Origin of the sequence: Geomonas oryzisoli, from assembly GCF_018986915.1 — a bacterium.
GTDB lineage: Bacteria > Desulfobacterota > Desulfuromonadia > Geobacterales > Geobacteraceae > Geomonas > Geomonas oryzisoli.
The window spans coordinates 993,275-1,008,759 of the sequence record NZ_CP076723.1 but is presented as its reverse complement, the minus strand read 5'-3'; the positions used below and the strand labels follow the sequence as shown (position 1 = coordinate 1,008,759).

Genomic DNA, 15,485 nt, shown 5'->3' with positions numbered 1-15,485 from the left:
TCCTTGATGGTTTTTTCAACTAGCTCTTCAACCTCTCCACCTTGATGACGCCCTTCACCTTCATGATGGCGGCGAACACCTTCTTCAGGTGATCGAGGTCGGTGACGTCCACCTCGAACAGGTTCTCACCCCTTTTATCCAGCGTACTCTGGATGGAGGCGCTGGAGATGTTGGCCTCGCAGTTGGTGATGGCGGTGGCGATGTTGGCCAGGATCCCCTTCTCGTCGTTGCATACGACCCGGATCTTGACCGGCAGCGCGCTCTTTTTCCCCTTGTTCCAGGCCACCTCGATGCGCCGCTCCGGCTCCAGCGCCATGGCAAAGGGGCAGTCGGCTGTGTGCACGGTGACGCCGCGTCCGCGGGTGATGAAGCCGGTGATCTCGTCGCCGGGAAGGGGGTTGCAGCACTTGCCGAAACGCACCAGCACGTCCTCGACGCCGTTGATCTCGATGGCGGAGGACGATTTCCCCTTGAGGGCCCCGATCACCTTGCCGATGCGGGTTTCCTTCTGCTCCTTGGCCGCCTCTATCTTGTCGGCCGGGACCAACTTGCCGACCACCTGGTTGGCGGAGAGCTTGCCGTAGCCCACCGACGCCATCAGGTCGTCCTCGGTCTGGAAGCCGAACTCCTGGGCCACCTTCTTAAGCTCACCCGTCTTCTGCAGCTTGCCGAAGTTGAGGGAATAGCGGCGGAAGTCCTTCTCGCAGATCTCGCGCCCGAGGGTGATGCTGCGCATGCGCTCCTCGGTCTTCACCCAGGCGCGGATCTTGTTGCGCGCCCGCGAGCTCTTGACGATCTTCAGCCAGTCCTTGCTCGGGGTGTGGTGCGGCGAGGTGATCACCTCGACGATGTCGCCGGTCTTCAGCTCGTACTTAAGCGGCACCAGCTTGCCGTTCACCTTGGCGCCGACGCAGCGGTGGCCGACGTCGGTGTGCACCGAGTAGGCGAAATCGATGGGGGTGGAGCCTTTCGGGAACCCCTTCACGTCCCCCTTCGGGGTGAAGATGAAGACGTCCTCCGGGAAGAGCTCGACCTTGACGGTGTCCATGAACTCCTTGGAGTCGTCCAGTTCCTGCTGCCACTCCAGAAGCTGCCTAATCCAGGTGAAGCGCCGGACCTCCTTCTCGTCGTACCCCTTCCCTTCCTTGTACTTCCAGTGCGCCGCGATGCCGCTTTCGGCGACCCGGTGCATCTCGGCGGTCCGGATCTGCACCTCCATCCTTTCGCCGTAGGGACCGATCACGGTGGTGTGCAGCGACTGGTACATGTTCCCCTTGGGCATGGCGATGTAGTCTTTGAAGCGCCCGGGGATCGGCTTCCAGGTGGAATGGATGATCCCCAGCACCTCGTAGCACTCGCGGATGTCGTCCACCGAGACGCGGATCGCGATCAGGTCGTAGATCTCGTCGATGTCGACGTTGCGGCTCTGCATCTTCTTGTAGATGGAGTAGAGGTGCTTGGAGCGGCCGGAGACGTCACCCTTGATGCCGTGTTCCTCCAGCTGCTTCTTGATGATGTCCTTGACCGTGGCGACGTAGGACTCGCGCTCCTGCTTCTTCTTGGCCACCTTGCCGGCGAGATCGTAGTAGAGCTGCGGCTCCAGGTAGCGGAAGGAGAGGTCCTCCAGTTCGCCCTTGACCCAGGAGATACCGAGCCGGTTGGCGATGGGGGCGTAGATGTCCAGCGTCTCTTTGGCGATGGTGCGCTGCTTGGGCTCGGGCTGGTACTGCAGGGTGCGCATGTTGTGCAGGCGGTCGGCGAGTTTCACCAGGATGACCCGGATGTCGTTGGCCATGGCGAGCAGCATCTTGCGGAAGTTCTCGGCCTGGCTCTCTTCCTTGGTCTTGAAATGGATCTTGCCGATCTTGGTGACCCCGTCCACCAGGCGCGCCACCTCGGCGCCGAAGAGCGCCTCCAGCTCCTCGTGGGTGGTGAGGGTGTCCTCGACGGTGTCGTGCAACAGGCCGGTCACCACGGCGGGAAGATCCAGCTTCAGGTCGGCCAGGATCCCCGCCACCTCCATCGGGTGGATCAGGTAGGGCTCCCCCGAGAGCCGGGTCTGCCCCTGGTGCACCTTGGCGCAGAAGACGTAGGCCTTGCGCAGGAGATCCAGGTCCGCGCCCGGGTTGTAGGAGGAAACCTTGTCGAGTATGTCGTTAAGTCGTATCATCGCGTCCGTTTCATGCGGAAAAAGAAGGGGCTAACAGCACCGGGGCAGATGCCCCGTCAGCCGATAGCCCCAGCCGGTTTGAAAAAAAGGGAGACCGTTCATGCGTCTCCCTTTCGTCTGTTAACGACCTTTCTTGCCGATCTCGCAGCCGATCTTGCCGGCGGCGATTTCCCTGAGGGAGACGACCACGTTCTTGTTGGCTGCCCTGTTGTCGATGAGCGGCTTCGCGCCCTTGAACAGCTGCTTCACCCTCTTGGAGGCGAGCATGACCAGGAGGAAGCGGTTGTCCACCTTCTCGAGGCAATCTTCTACGGTAACCCTTGCCATAAGTGAATCCCCTTTGTGATGTTAAACGTCTAAATCGTGAAGACCCTGGAAAGGCCGTGCAGCAGGCGGGTGGTGCGGCACTGCTCGGCGATCAGCACGCTTTTGAGCTGGTCCAGGGCCTCGGAAAACTTGTCGTTGACGATGATGTAATCGTACCAGCGCGCTTCCTTGATCTCGCCGGAGGCGTTGTGGATGCGGCGCTCGATGACTTCCTGCGAGTCGGAGGAGCGGTTGTCCAGGCGGCGCCTGAGCTCCTCGATGCTGGGCGGGAGTACGAAGATGTAGACCCCTCCTTCGAAACGCCCTTTCAGCTGCCGCGCACCCTGGCAGTCGATATCAAGGATAAGGTCGATTCCCTCGGCACGGGATTCCTTGAGGGTGGCGAGCGACGTGCCGTAGAAGTTGCCGTGCACCTCGGCCCACTCTGCGAACTCCCCGGCCTCGACCATCCGGTCGAACTCTTCCTTACCCACAAAAAAATAATCACGCCCGTGCACCTCTCCGTTCCGGGGAGGGCGCGTCGTGTAGCTGACAGAATGCCGCAAGTTCGGAAAGATGTCAATTATTTCCTTACACAGCGAGGTCTTGCCCGCCCCCGAAGGGGCCGAAATCACGTACAATACGCCTTCTCGTTTCATAGTTCACCCGTTGCCGTTGTCGGGATCCGCTACGAAAAGAGGCAGGCGGAACCCCAAACTGTAAAGTTCCCCTACTCTATGTTCTGGACCTGCTCGCGGATCTTCTCCAGCTCAGCCTTCAGCTCCACCACCAGCACCGCCATCTGGGCGTCGTTCCCCTTGGAGCCGATGGTGTTCACCTCGCGGTTGATCTCCTGGAGCAGGAAATCGAGCTTTCTCCCCACCGGTTCGCTCTTGGCCAGCGTCTCGTCGAACTGGCGCAGGTGGCTCTCCAGACGCACCAGTTCCTCGGTGACGTCGCACTTGTCGGCCATGACCGCGACCTCCTGGACCAGGCGCTCCTCGGGAAGGGATGCCTCGCCCAAGAGCTGCGCGATCCTCTCCTTCAGGCGCTGACCGTACTCGGCCACCACCTGCGGGGCGCGCGCGGCGACCTGGGCGATCAGCTGGGCCAGGGTCTCGCGACGTCTCTGGAAGTCGGCGTACAGCGACTCACCCTCGAACAGGCGCATCTCGTCCACCCGGCGCAGGGCGTCCTCCAGCGCGGAGGTCAGTTCCTGCGGCATCTCCTCGAGGGTCGCCTCCGCCTCGGCCGCCACGGTGACCACGTCACGCTGCGACGCGACCAGCGCGAGATCCACCTCGCCGGAGAGGCCCAGCGCCTCGCCGATGCTCTGGAAGGCCTTCAGGTAGCCGCGGGCCAGCGGCAGGTTGGCAGTCGGCACACCGAGCGCCACCGCGTTCTCCACCTGGATGAAGACGTCGATCTTGCCGCGCACGAGCCTTTCGCCCACCCTCTTCTTGATCTCGTTCTCGAACTGCAGCAGCACGCGCGGGAGCTTCACGGTGATTTCGCCGTAGCGGTGATTCACACAGCGCACCTCGACGACGAAGCGTCCTGCTTCGTGGACGGCCTCGCCCTTGCCATAGCCGGTCATGCTTTTTATCATGCCTTCTCCTTGTCCCCGCTCTTTGCTACTAGCGGGATTGCCAAAGCTTCTGTTCCCAGCGCCACGCGTCGGCGACGATGGTATGTAGGTCGTTGTAAGACGGGGTCCAGCCAAGGACTGTGCGGATCTTGTCCGCCACCGCGATCAGGCTGTCGGGGTCGCCCGGACGCCTGGGCGCCTCGTTGACCTTGAAGTCGACGCCGCTTACGTCCTTCACCACCCTGATTACATCACGCACGCTGCTCCCCTTGCCGTACCCCACGTTGATCACCTGGGAGGCGCCGCCGCGCTCCAGGTAGCCCAGGGCGGCCAGGTGCGCCGAGGCGAGGTCCTCGATATGGATGTAATCGCGGATGCCCGTGCCGTCGGGGGTGTCGTAGTCGGTTCCAAAGATGGAGACACTGTCGCGTGCTCCAAGCGCCGCCTGGCAGGCCACCTTGATCAAGTGGGTCGCCTCCGGCGTCCGCTGCCCCATGCGCGCCTGCGGGTCGGCCCCCGCCACGTTGAAATAGCGCAGCGCCACATAGGAGAAGCCGTGCGCGAAGGCGGCATCCCTGAGCATCCACTCGCTCATCAACTTGGAGGTGCCGTAGGGGTTGATGGGGGCGGTGCGGCTTTCTTCCGAGGCCGCTCCCCCCTCGGGAATGCCGTACACCGCGGCGGTGCTGGAGAAGATGAAGCGCTCAACACCGTGCTCCACGCAGGCCTGCAAAAGGTTCAGCGTGTTCCTGGTGTTGTTGCCGTAGTACTTGAGCGGCAGCGTCACCGACTCCGGCGCGATGATCGCCGCGGCGAAATGCAGCACCGACCTAGCCCCGGTCTCCTTGAGTACGTCGCGTATCCTGCCCTGGTCGGCCAGATCCCCGACGATGAGCCGCTCACCGTGCACCAGCGCGTCGGCCGATCCGGTGGAGAGGTTATCGTAGACCACCACCTCATGCCCGGCCTCAGAGAGCTGCCTGACAACGTGACTTCCTATGTAACCGGCGCCGCCGGTAACGAGTATGACGCTCATAACAGCTACCTCCATGACATGAGATAATGAAAGAGGGTCTAGCCATTGGACTAAACCCTCGGTACGCGGCAACGGGACAGGACGGATTGTGATATATCAGCCCCATCGTCGGCCAGAGCGCAGCGCCGATCCTCATACGAGCGATCGCGATAGTTATAACACCTACCCCACCCCAGCGCAACGCCTAAATGAACGTAATCTGAGAGCTACCTGCCGTGATTGCTGCGGGAACTGTCGCTCGGAAAGCCTGCGGGTTGCCCCTCTTATGCCGTTGAGGGCGCTGCTCAAAGCTGCACAAACAAAAAGGGGGCGGCACCAGGCCGCCCCGATACAGAAGCAGGATCAACGCTCTGGGCGGAGCCCAGGTTCCTCCAGCCGGTGCACCTTCATCAGGTTGGTGGTGCCGGGGCTTGAGAGCGGGCTCCCCATGGTGATCACCACGAGATCCCCCTTCTTGAGCCACCCCATGGCCAGGACCGCCGCCTCCACGGAGATGATCTGCGACTCGGTGTCCCCCTCGATGTCGACCCTGAGCGCGTGCACCCCGGCGTAGAGCGCGAGTCTGCGGCGCACCTGCGGCGATGGGGTCACCGCGATGATGGCCTGGGCCGGGCGGTACTTGGACACCAGGGCCGCCGTGCTGCCGGTCTGGGTGAAGGCGAGGATGGCCGAGGCCTTGACGCTCTCCGCGGCGCGGCAGGCCGCCATGCCGATCACCTCCGAGATGTTGGGGAGGCTCCCCTGGCCGTTGGGCGCCTTGCAGCACTGGGCCATCAGCTGGGGATCGGTCTCGATGTCGCGCGCAACCTGCACCATCATGGAAACGGCCTCGATGGGGTATTTGCCCGACGCGGTCTCGGCGGAAAGCATGATGGCGTCGGTGCCGTCCAGTATCGCATTGGCGACGTCGGAGGTCTCGGCGCGAGTCGGGCGCGGGTTGTTCACCATGCTCTCCAGCATCTGGGTCGCGGTGATCACCGGCTTGCCGGCGTCGTTGCAGCTGCGGATGATGCGCTTCTGGATCAGGGGCACCTTCTCCGGGTTCAGTTCCACGCCGAGGTCCCCGCGCGCCACCATGACGCCGTCGGATTCCCTGAGGATAGCGGCGAAGTTGAGCACCGCCTCGGGCTTCTCGATCTTGGCGATGATGCGCAGCGGGGAGCCGGCCCGATCGATGATCTCCCTCAGTTCGGCAACGTCCGAGGCCTCGCGCACGAAGGAGAGGGCGACGTAGTCCAGCTGCTGCTCCATGCAAAACCGCAGGTCTTCCCTGTCCTTTTCCGTGAGGGCGGGGGCGGAGACCTTGGCACCGGGGAGGTTGATCCCCTTGCGGTCCTTCAGGAGCCCGCCGGTCACCACCTGGCAGCGCACGTCATCACCTTCCACGCCGAGCACCTTCAGCTCCATCAGGCCGTCATCGAGGAGGATCCGGTCCTCCGGCTTCACGTCGCGCGGCAGCCCCTGGTAGATGGTAGGGATCACGTTGTCCTGCCCGAGCACCTCACGCGTGGTGACCACCACCTCGCTGCCGGCCACCAGTTGCATGGAGCCTCCCACCATGAGACCGGTGCGGATCTTGGGCCCCTGCAGGTCGCCGAGGATGGCCACGGCGTGCTCGTGCTCCTGGGAAAGTTTTCGGATATGGCCGATCACGGCGGCCTTGGAGGCGTAATCGCCGTGGGAGAAGTTGAGACGAAAGACATCGACGCCGGCGTGGATCAGGGCGTCCAGCATCTGCTCGGAATCGGAAGCGGGGCCGACGGTGGCAACGATCTTGGTGCGACGGAACATGGGTTCTCCTGGTGGAACCGGGGGCGCGGGAGACGGTTCATTGAACCCGCCCGCCGTGCCGTGCCGGCTCGTGAAAGGGGGATGTACTGCTTGAGGAACGACCCTAAATAATTACCCGAAATCGGGGCGGGGCGCAATGCGTATCGGTAGGTTTTTCCTGGGAGTTGGGCGGGTCAGCGGTTTTGCAGCTCGGACCAGCGGAAGCAGTCGACGGTATGGTCGTTCACCATGCCGACCGCCTGCATCATGGCGTAACAGATGGTGCTCCCCACGAACCGGAAGCCGCGCCGCTTGAGGTCGCGGCTCAACAGGTCCGAGAGGTCGGTTCTTGCGGGAATCTCGGAGAGGCTGCGCCACGCGTTCTGCACGGGGACGCCGTCCACGAAGCGCCAGAGGTAGGCGTCGAAGGAGCCGAACTCCTGCTGCACCCCGAGAAAGGCGCGCGCGTTGTCGACTGTCGAACCTATCTTGAGGCGGTTGCGGACGATGGCGGGGTCCGCCATGAGCCGGGCCTGGTCGGCTTCACAGAAGCGGGCCACAAGCTCCGGATCGAAGCCTGCGAAGGCGCGGCGGTATCCCTCGCGCTTGCGCAGGATGGTGATCCAGGAGAGCCCCGCCTGCGCCCCTTCCAGGGTCAGGAACTCGAAGAGGAGGCGGTCGTCGTGCACCGGCACTCCCCATTCGAGGTCATGGTAGGCACAGTAAAGGGGATCGCTCCCGGCCCAGCCGCAGCGCTTCGGGCTAGTCGCGGCCGTGACGGTCACGGTCGAAGCCCCTCTCTTCCCTGCGCTGCTCGTGCTCGTAGCGTTTCTGCTCCTTCCTCTGCTCCTTCTCGAAACGCTTGTCTTCCTTTCTCTGCTCCTTTTCGAAGCGTTTCTCTTCCTTTCTCTGCTCCTTGGCGAACCTCTTCTCGTCCTTTTGCTGCTCGTGGCGCGCCTTCCAGTAGCCGCGGTCGCTTCTGTGCCTGCCATGGTAGTGGTCCCGGTCGCGCTGGTACACGGCGTACTCGCGGGCGCGGTACTCGCGGATGCGCTCGATGCGGTAGCGGCGCAGCGGCGAGGGAAGCTCGCGGTACCCGACCGGAACCCAGCCGCCGCGGTTGTTGGGCGAGCTGTACCAGCGCCCGTCACGGAAGACGAAGTAGACGTTGTTGAGGTAGAAGAGGTCATAGGGCACCCCGACCGCCACGTAGAACCCCAACGGCTGCGGGTAGATGAACTGAACGTCCTCCTCGGGCTCGTCGTAGTAGTAGGGATCGGGCTGGTACACCGGCACCGGCGCGGGCGCCACCACGACCGGACGGGGTGCGGGGGCCGGGGCCACCACCACGGGGCGGGGGTCGCTGCCCAGGTGAATGTTGACGTCGACTCCGACGTTGCCAGCCTGTGCCTGTGAGAGCATGAGCGGCAGGGCGACTGCCTGCAGTACGAGCGCACGCGCTATCTGTTGCATCGTTGACATGTGTTCCTCCTTGGATGATGAGGTCAGCCTGCGACACTCAACGGTTTGAGATCACCTTCCGCTACGGAAAACCGCTTGACGTAGCCGGTAAAATCCTCCCCCGGCATGGGGGGGGCGAAGTAGAAGCCCTGCGCCTCGTCGCAGCTTCGTTCCACCAGGAAGTCGAGCTGCGCGTCCCCCTCGACCCCTTCGGCGATGACCTTGAGCTTCAAGCTGTGGGCCATGGAGATGATGGCCTCGGCGATGGCGGCGTCGTCGCTGTCGGTGACGAGGTCGGCGATGAAGGAGCGGTCTATCTTGATGGCATCGATGGGGAAGTGCTTGAGATAGTTGAGCGAGGAATAGCCCGTCCCGAAGTCGTCGATGCTGAGCTTCATCCCCATCTTTTTCAGCGCCTGCAGCGCATGGACGTTCTTCTCGGCACGTTCCATGATGACACTCTCGGTGAACTCCAGCTCGAGGGAGCTTGGGCGGACACCGGTCTCCTGGACGATGCGCGCCACCGTCTCCAGGAAGTCTGGTTGCCGGAACTGCCGCCCCGAGATGTTGACGGCGACCTTGAGGCCGGGACAGAACCGTCCCCACTCCACCGCATGCAGGCAGGCCTCCCGCAGCACCAGCTCCCCCAGGTCGAAGATGAAGCCGCACGACTCGGCGATGGGGATGAACTCGTCCGGCCCCACCACGCCGAACTCGGCGCTGTGCCAGCGTAAAAGCGCCTCCGCCCCGGTGAGCCGCAGGCTCTTAAGGTCCCACTGGGGCTGGAAGTACAGGTAGAATTCCCCCCGCGCCAGCCCTTGGCGCATCCCGTTCTCCAGCGCCACGCGCCGCATGTTGACCTGGTTCATCTCCTGGGAGAAGAACTGGTAGCCTGCCTTCCCCTGGCTCTTGGCCTGGTACAGCGCGGCATCCGCGCAGCGCAAGAGGCTCTCCACGTCCCGGCCGTCCTCGGGGAACAGGGCGATGCCGATGCTGGTGCTGCCGTAGAGTTCCTCCCCATTGATAAGAAAGGGCTCGGCGAAGAGGGCCTGCAGTCTGGCCGCGGTGGCGGCCACGCCTTCTTCCCCGGGGACGGAATTGATCACGATGACGAACTCATCCCCCCCAAGCCGCGCCAGGGTGTTGGATTCGCACAGACACCCCGCCAGCCGGCCCGCCACTTCCTGCAGGAACTTGTCCCCCACCTCGTGCCCCTTGGAGCTATTGAGGTCCTTGAAGTTGTCCAGGTCGAGAAAGAGCAGAGCCAGCTCGCGCCGCTCACGCTGGGCGAGGGCGAGGGCCTGGTGCAGGCGGTCCATGAGCAGCGCCCGGTTGGGGAGCTTGGTGACGCTGTCGTAGTAGGCGAGGGTTTCGAGCTGCTGTTCGCAGAGCTTTTTCTGGGTCATATCCTCGCAAGCGGTCAGCATACCGAGGTAGTCGCCGGCGGCGTTCCTGATCGGCCGGGAGGTGAGCTGGACCGGAAAGATCTTGCCGTCCTTGCGCACGTTCAGGCACTCGCGCTTCCACAGGCCCGCCGTGCGGTGGTTGATACGCCCCCCCCCTTTGCCCTCGGGAGCCAGGATGTGGGCCGGCCTGCCGGCGAGCTCGCCGGGAGCGTAACCGTGCATCTCCGACTCCGCGTGGTTCGCGTAGACGATTTTGCCGTCCCGGTCGCTTATGGTGATCCCCGCGCCGATGGGAAGACAGTCGATGGCTTCCTTCAGCATCGCCAGGCGCTCATCGTCCTGCTGCAGTTGACTCAGCAACTGCCCGGAGCAGGACCCCAGCTGCAGGCTACTTTGTGGGGCGTTAGCCGCATCGTGCATGTGGGTCTCTCCTGCCGCCGCCCCTGAGGGCCTTGGCATGAATGTCTGCGTTAAAGAAAAAAGCGATGGGTGCGGCGGTTGCGCTGCTGCGCCGTCACGGCCAGGGGGCAGGCTTAGGGAAACATCATTAGAAGCGGGCAAAAAAAAACGGGTTGCCGGTATCTTAGCTGAATTTCTGCCAGATATTTCGGCAACCCGGCTGTCTCAGGGAGACCCTTGGGCTTTCCGTCCCACCCTCGCGGATGGTTTAGTATTATCGTTTATCTTTTTTCCGGTGCTGTCCGTTCTGGCGCGCTTCGAGTCGGACCCGCAAGCCCCCCCGATTGGCTCAGGCAGCGGTTGCTGCCCTTGCCATCGCGTAGAAGGTTTAACCAGATAGGGAGGGAAATGTCAAATGAAATTAAGCTCACGGCGTAGCCGCCGCAAATCCGCCCCCCGCTGCCGGGGTCAGCCGGCCTGGTAGGTGGTGGCTTTTTGCTGCCGGACCGGGACGGTGACCGTCACTTCGGTCCCCTTCCCCACTGTCGAGCGAACGTCGATATCGCCTCCGTGCCGCCTCACGATGCCGTAGCTTACGGTGAGGCCGAGCCCGGGCCCCTTCCCTGCCGGCTTGGTGGTGAAGAAGGGATCGAAGATCTTGGCCAGGTTCTGGGGCGGGATGCCGCAGCCGTTATCGCGGATCACCACCGACACCTGCAGCGGCTCGCCGTACTTCTTCACCAGTGCGGTGCTGATGTCGATCCGGCCGCCGTTGGGAAGGGCGCTCTTCGCATTCTGCAGGAGATTCACGTAGACCTCCAGCAGCTTCACGAAGTCTCCCTCGATCTGGGGCACCTCCGGGTCCAGGTGCAGCGCGACCTTGATCTTCTGCTCCTCGAAGGGGCCGGCCATGATCTCCATGGTGTCCTTGAGCACCTCGTTGATATCCATGTCGCTGAAGTTGCAGCGGGCCTGGGTGGTGAAGCGGACCAGGTCCTCGACGATCTTCTGGCAGCGCACCGCGGCGTTCTCGATGCTCTCCAGCACGTCGATTCCCTCCATCAACTCGGGATCGATCGGATGGGCCAGCGCGTTGCTGCGCAGCATCTGGATGGCACCCAGGATTCCGGCCAGCGGGTTGTTGAGCTCGTGGGCCGCGCCCGCGATGACCTCGCCCAGGGTCGCCATCTTTTCCGACTGGATCAGCTTGGCCTGGGCCTCCTTGAGGTGCCGGGTCTTCTCCTCCACCATCTTTTCCAGACGGCTGTTCAGCTCCCTGCGCTGCTCCTCGACCTGCTTTCTTTCGGTGATGTCACGGATGATGACCTGGATCGCCTGCTGCCCCTGGAACACGATCCCGGTCGCCACAGCCTCAACGTCGATCACGGTTCCGTTTTTTTGCACCATGCGCGATTCCCGCAGCGGCGAGGGATCACCTGTTTCGTGGATGTGCTGGATGCGCTCGACCACCATGCCGTGGAAGTCGGGATGCACGAATGAGAAGATGGACTGACCGACCAGTTCCTCGGGACTCCCCACCCCCAGAAGGTGACAGGCCTCCCTGTTGGCGCACACGTAGCGCCCTTCGCTTTGCACCAGGATCGCCTCAGGCGCGTTCTCGAAGAGCTTGCGGTAACGGTCCTCACTCTGGGTGAGTTCGGCTTCCATCTGCTTGCGCTCGGTGATGTCGCGGAAGACCCCCCTGGTGCTGACCTGCCCGTCGCTGGTGTTGCAGTTTATGCTCCCTTCGAGGATGATGCTGCGGCCGTCCTTGGCGAGAAACTCCACCTCGACCCGCGGGATCCTCGCGCCGCTCTTCAGCTGATCGAACATGGTGGCGCAGTGGCTTTGGCAGCAGGGCTTGATCACGTCGAAGATGTTCATCGAGGCGATATCCTGGTCCGAATACCCCAAGGTCCTCTTCCAGGCGCTGTTCACGTAGATGAAGTTTCCCTTGGCGTCAACGCTCTGGATCAGGTCGTTGGCATTTTCCAGGATGTCGCGGTAGCGCTCCTCGCTCTCCCTCAGCTCTTCCTCGGCCCGCTTCCGGTCGCTTATGTCCAAAAAGCTCTCGATCAGGTGGTCGCGCCCGTACAGCTTCACCCGCGCCACGGTCTTCACGATGGTGATGCTCTCGCCGTTGGCCTTCATCAACAGGCGCTCGGCGTTGTCGATGCGCTGACCTTGGTCGGTGATGGGGCAGTGCCCGCTCTCCTCGGGACAGATGAAGCAGTGACAGACGGAGCCGACCACCTCCTCCTTCACCCTCCCGATCATCTCCACCGCCTTGGGGTTGGCATCGACGATGGTGTGGGTTTCGGCGTCGATGATGACGATGCCGACCTGGACGGTATCGAATACGGCGCTCAGCCGCTTGCGGCTCTCCTCCAGTTCGCCGGCGACGTGGCTGAAATCGAAACAGACGCGAGAGCCCGATTCTGCCGGGGCGATCGCGTTTTGGGCATTGAAAATGTTAGGCATGGGCTACTCCTGGAAACGTGGTTCTCGCTGCTGACCGGCAGCCCGGGTCATTCCCGGATCATTGGTTTGCGGCCAACTCCTTCAGGATCTTCTTGGCATCCCGGTTCCCCTGGGCGGCCGCCCGCCGGAACCAGACTTCCGCCTTCTCCTGGTCAGGCGCGGAGAGGGAGAGTCCCTGGAGGTACATCATGCCGAGGTCGTACTGCGCGCTGTCGTAACCGGCGTCGGCGGATTTCTGCAGCAGGTCGAAGGCCTTCTGGAAGTCCTGGGAGACCACCTCGCCACGGATGTACACGAAGGCGAGGTTCCACTGTCCCGGCGCATATCCCTGGTTCGCCGACTTCTGGTACCACTTGAGCCCCTCCTGCTTGTCCAGGGGAACCCCCACCCCCGATGAGAGCATCACCCCCAGCTTCATCTGGGCTTCGGGGTTACCCTGCTCGGCCAGCTTCTTTATCTCCTTCAGATCCACACCATCGTAAGCCGCTACCTGTCCGGCGCCGACGGCAATCGACAGGCAAACCCACAACGCCACCTGCTTCAGTCTCATGGAAACCACCTTTCATAGTGAAATGAAGATTGTATATGCATTTTACTTGCCATACCGTGCAGAGTGGGGGTGCAGGTGCGTTTCCGGAGGCGGGACGGAGCGGGGGGCGCCCTGGGGTCGGGATGACGCGGGAGGCTCGGCACGCATCCTGCTAACGTAACCTCCGCAGATGGCACATTCGCCGGTGGGAAAAGAGGAAACTCGCCGACTCGTTGCGCGAAACCGCGCCGGCAGTGGGCTAAGGGGCGGAAAGTTGGTCATTTGCCCCATGTTCCGCAAGACCATGCTACCGCCGCCGGGGCACGCCGGCGCAGGGGCTTTGCCGCGTCTTGGGGAGGTGTGCTGTTGCAAAAGCCCCACCCTTTTGCGCCAAATAACGCAGTAGCCACAAAATTGTAACTAGGCGCGCAATATCGACCCAGACCGGTCATTGCGGCCGAAACGGTGGGGCAAATGCCGCAGAAGCGGGTGATATCCCCCACCACACGGAGTGAAAGAGCCGACTTCCCCATGACGGGGAACCGGTTCTGCAGGTGCCTGCTCCCTCGTTACCGGGTTACGGCATTGTATTCAAAAAAAACAATACACAAATTATTAAATGCATGATAAAGTCCAGCCGCCTGCTGACCGGCGCGGGGGGCGTCCCCACACTACGGCCATCACCGGTTTCAGCCTAGCGAGAATCTGCGGAGTCTCCCGCAGCAGGTCCAGGAAGGAACGTTCACCATGAGTAAAAACAGGATCTTGGTCGTCGATGACGAAAAGCTGATCTCCTGGTCCCTCGCAGCCAGCCTTAAAAAGGACGGTTACGAGGTCGACACGGCGGCTTCCGGTGCAGAGGCCATCCAGAAATACGAGAGCTTTAAACCGGACCTGGTCATGCTGGACATCTGTCTTCCCGACACCAGCGGCCTGGAGCTCCTGAAGCGGTTCAAGGCAAGCAACGAAGACCTTTACGTCATCATGATCACCGCCTACGCCAACGCGGACTCAGCCGTTCAGGCGCTGCAGGATGGCGCTGAGGATTATTTCGGCAAGCCGTTCAACCTCGAGGCGGTCAAACACGTGGTCGAGCGGGCCTTCGAGAAACGGCGCCTCAAGAAGGAAGTCGACTACTTCAGAAACGAGCTGCGCAGGAAGTCCGATCAGGAGAAGATGGTGGGCAACAGCCCCAAGATGATCGAGGTCTTCAAGATGATCAAGATCTGCGCCGACGCCGACGCGAAGACCGTGCTGATCACCGGCGAGAGCGGCACCGGCAAGGAGCTGGTAGCCAAGGCGATCCACTACCACAGCGCCCGGGCCGACGCCCCGTTCATCGAGGTGAACTGCGCCTCCATCCCGGAGAACCTCCTGGAAAACGAGCTCTTCGGCCACGAAAAGGGGGCCTATACCGACGCGTCGCGGCGCCAGAAGGGGGTCTTCGAACTTGCGGAGGGGGGATCGGTGTTCCTGGACGAGATCGGGGACATGCCGTACCAGATGCAGGCCAAGATCCTCAAAGCGACCGAAACCAAGCGTTTCAGGAGGCTGGGTGGCCAGGAAGACGTCGAGGCCAACGTGAGGATCATCACGGCGACCCACCAGGATCTCCCCAGAATGGTAAAGGAAGGGAAGTTCCGCGGCGACCTCTTCTTCAGGCTCAACGTGATGAACATCTGCCTCCCCAAGCTCAGGGAACGCAAGGAAGACATCGAGTCCCTGGTGCAGTACTTCATCGATACGCTCAATGAGGAATACGGCAGAAGCGTCACCCACGCGTCGCCCGAAACCCTCGAATACCTGACCAGGTACGACTGGCCCGGCAACGTCCGCGAGTTGCGCAACTGCGTGGAGCGGCTCATGATGCTGGAACAGGGGAAGGTCCTGACCCCGGAGTTCCTGAGCCCCGAAATCAAGCAGAGCAGGGTCACAGCGGCGGAACCGGACGCACCGGGAGTGATCAGCACCGATTTCGCAGGCGAGCACATCGTGCTCCCCTCCACCGGCATCTCCCTGGAGGAACTGGAAAAGATGCTGATACAGCTTGCCCTGAAGAAATCCGGGGGGAACCAGTCCAAGGCGGCCAAATTCCTGAAAACCAGCAGGGACACCCTGCGTTACCGGATGAAGAAGTTCGGGCTCTCCGATTCGGGAAAGGAAGGGGAGAGCGAGTGTTTCGACACGCCGGTTGCCGGCGGCAGCACGCCCCAGCCCTCCGCAGACAGCCTGAGGTGGGCCTGAGCTCACCCGGCCGCCGCTCGCTGCGCCCCGCAGTAGGTATGCCCCATGACAAAAAACGGCCCGGAGGGGAACTCCCCTCCGGGCCGATCTGCGTC

At 62.6% G+C, this 15,485-nt stretch carries 12 protein-coding genes and 1 riboswitch; of the genes, 1 reads left to right on the top strand and 11 read right to left on the bottom strand.

Annotation, left to right across the window (positions count from 1 at the left end):
* Positions 1 to 19: 19 nt before the first annotated feature.
* From KP004_RS04450 to KP004_RS04400, 11 genes are all read right to left on the bottom strand, one after another.
* On the bottom strand, positions 20 to 2,170 hold the full coding sequence (locus tag KP004_RS04450) for a RelA/SpoT family protein (protein WP_216801185.1): 2,151 nt from the start codon (positions 2,168 to 2,170) through the stop codon (positions 20 to 22).
* 120 nt (positions 2,171 to 2,290) lie between these two features.
* On the bottom strand, positions 2,291 to 2,497 hold the full coding sequence (rpoZ, locus tag KP004_RS04445) for a DNA-directed RNA polymerase subunit omega (RefSeq protein ID WP_015721519.1): 207 nt from the start codon (positions 2,495 to 2,497) through the stop codon (positions 2,291 to 2,293).
* 29 nt (positions 2,498 to 2,526) lie between these two features.
* The gene (gene gmk, locus KP004_RS04440) at positions 2,527 to 3,135 is read right to left on the bottom strand and encodes a guanylate kinase (RefSeq protein ID WP_216801184.1); all 609 of its coding nucleotides are present in this window, start codon (positions 3,133 to 3,135) and stop codon (positions 2,527 to 2,529) included.
* A gap of 71 nt (positions 3,136 to 3,206) precedes the next feature.
* The gene (locus KP004_RS04435; protein WP_216801183.1) at positions 3,207 to 4,085 is read right to left on the bottom strand and encodes a YicC/YloC family endoribonuclease; all 879 of its coding nucleotides are present in this window, start codon (positions 4,083 to 4,085) and stop codon (positions 3,207 to 3,209) included.
* Positions 4,086 to 4,113: 28 nt separating this feature from the next.
* Positions 4,114 to 5,100: a UDP-glucose 4-epimerase GalE gene (galE, locus tag KP004_RS04430; protein WP_216801182.1), complete on the bottom strand. Its 987-nt coding sequence runs from the start codon at positions 5,098 to 5,100 to the stop codon at positions 4,114 to 4,116.
* Between the two features lie 342 nt (positions 5,101 to 5,442).
* Entirely contained in the window at positions 5,443 to 6,891 is a 1,449-nt protein-coding gene (pyk, locus tag KP004_RS04425; RefSeq protein WP_216801181.1) for a pyruvate kinase, read from the bottom strand.
* Positions 6,892 to 7,064: 173 nt separating this feature from the next.
* Complete coding sequence (locus KP004_RS04420) at positions 7,065 to 7,655, bottom strand: DNA-3-methyladenine glycosylase I (protein WP_216801180.1); 591 nt, start codon at positions 7,653 to 7,655, stop codon at positions 7,065 to 7,067.
* On the bottom strand, positions 7,633 to 8,352 hold the full coding sequence (locus KP004_RS04415) for a hypothetical protein (protein WP_216801179.1): 720 nt from the start codon (positions 8,350 to 8,352) through the stop codon (positions 7,633 to 7,635). Before KP004_RS04415 ends, KP004_RS04420 begins: the two co-directional genes overlap by 23 nt.
* Before the next feature lie 23 nt (positions 8,353 to 8,375).
* Positions 8,376 to 10,157, bottom strand: a complete 1,782-nt coding sequence (locus KP004_RS04410) for a putative bifunctional diguanylate cyclase/phosphodiesterase (protein WP_216801178.1) — start codon at positions 10,155 to 10,157, stop codon at positions 8,376 to 8,378.
* A 186-nt stretch (positions 10,158 to 10,343) separates the two neighbouring features.
* Positions 10,344 to 10,419, bottom strand: a riboswitch (cyclic di-GMP riboswitch).
* A 185-nt stretch (positions 10,420 to 10,604) separates the two neighbouring features.
* Positions 10,605 to 12,617 carry a PAS domain-containing protein gene (locus tag KP004_RS04405; protein WP_216801177.1) on the bottom strand — a complete coding sequence of 671 codons (2,013 nt, stop codon included), beginning with the start codon at positions 12,615 to 12,617 and terminating at the stop codon, positions 10,605 to 10,607.
* A gap of 58 nt (positions 12,618 to 12,675) precedes the next feature.
* Complete coding sequence (locus tag KP004_RS04400; protein WP_216801176.1) at positions 12,676 to 13,167, bottom strand: tetratricopeptide repeat protein; 492 nt, start codon at positions 13,165 to 13,167, stop codon at positions 12,676 to 12,678.
* A gap of 726 nt (positions 13,168 to 13,893) precedes the next feature.
* Between KP004_RS04400 and KP004_RS04395 the strand changes: the two genes are divergently transcribed.
* Positions 13,894 to 15,390 carry a sigma-54-dependent transcriptional regulator gene (locus KP004_RS04395; RefSeq protein ID WP_239026938.1) on the top strand — a complete coding sequence of 499 codons (1,497 nt, stop codon included), beginning with the start codon at positions 13,894 to 13,896 and terminating at the stop codon, positions 15,388 to 15,390.
* Positions 15,391 to 15,485 lie beyond the last annotated feature (95 nt).

Coding starts and splice junctions, on each gene's coding strand:
- KP004_RS04450 (WP_216801185.1), bottom strand. CDS start 2,170: ATGATACGACTTAACGACATACTCGACAAGGTTTCCTCCTACAACCCG.
- rpoZ (WP_015721519.1), bottom strand. CDS start 2,497: ATGGCAAGGGTTACCGTAGAAGATTGCCTCGAGAAGGTGGACAACCGC.
- gmk (WP_216801184.1), bottom strand. CDS start 3,135: ATGAAACGAGAAGGCGTATTGTACGTGATTTCGGCCCCTTCGGGGGCG.
- KP004_RS04435 (WP_216801183.1), bottom strand. CDS start 4,085: ATGATAAAAAGCATGACCGGCTATGGCAAGGGCGAGGCCGTCCACGAA.
- galE (WP_216801182.1), bottom strand. CDS start 5,100: ATGAGCGTCATACTCGTTACCGGCGGCGCCGGTTACATAGGAAGTCAC.
- pyk (WP_216801181.1), bottom strand. CDS start 6,891: ATGTTCCGTCGCACCAAGATCGTTGCCACCGTCGGCCCCGCTTCCGAT.
- KP004_RS04415 (WP_216801179.1), bottom strand. CDS start 8,352: ATGTCAACGATGCAACAGATAGCGCGTGCGCTCGTACTGCAGGCAGTC.
- KP004_RS04410 (WP_216801178.1), bottom strand. CDS start 10,157: ATGCACGATGCGGCTAACGCCCCACAAAGTAGCCTGCAGCTGGGGTCC.
- KP004_RS04405 (WP_216801177.1), bottom strand. CDS start 12,617: ATGCCTAACATTTTCAATGCCCAAAACGCGATCGCCCCGGCAGAATCG.
- KP004_RS04400 (WP_216801176.1), bottom strand. CDS start 13,167: ATGAGACTGAAGCAGGTGGCGTTGTGGGTTTGCCTGTCGATTGCCGTC.
- KP004_RS04395 (WP_239026938.1), top strand. CDS start 13,894: ATGAGTAAAAACAGGATCTTGGTCGTCGATGACGAAAAGCTGATCTCC.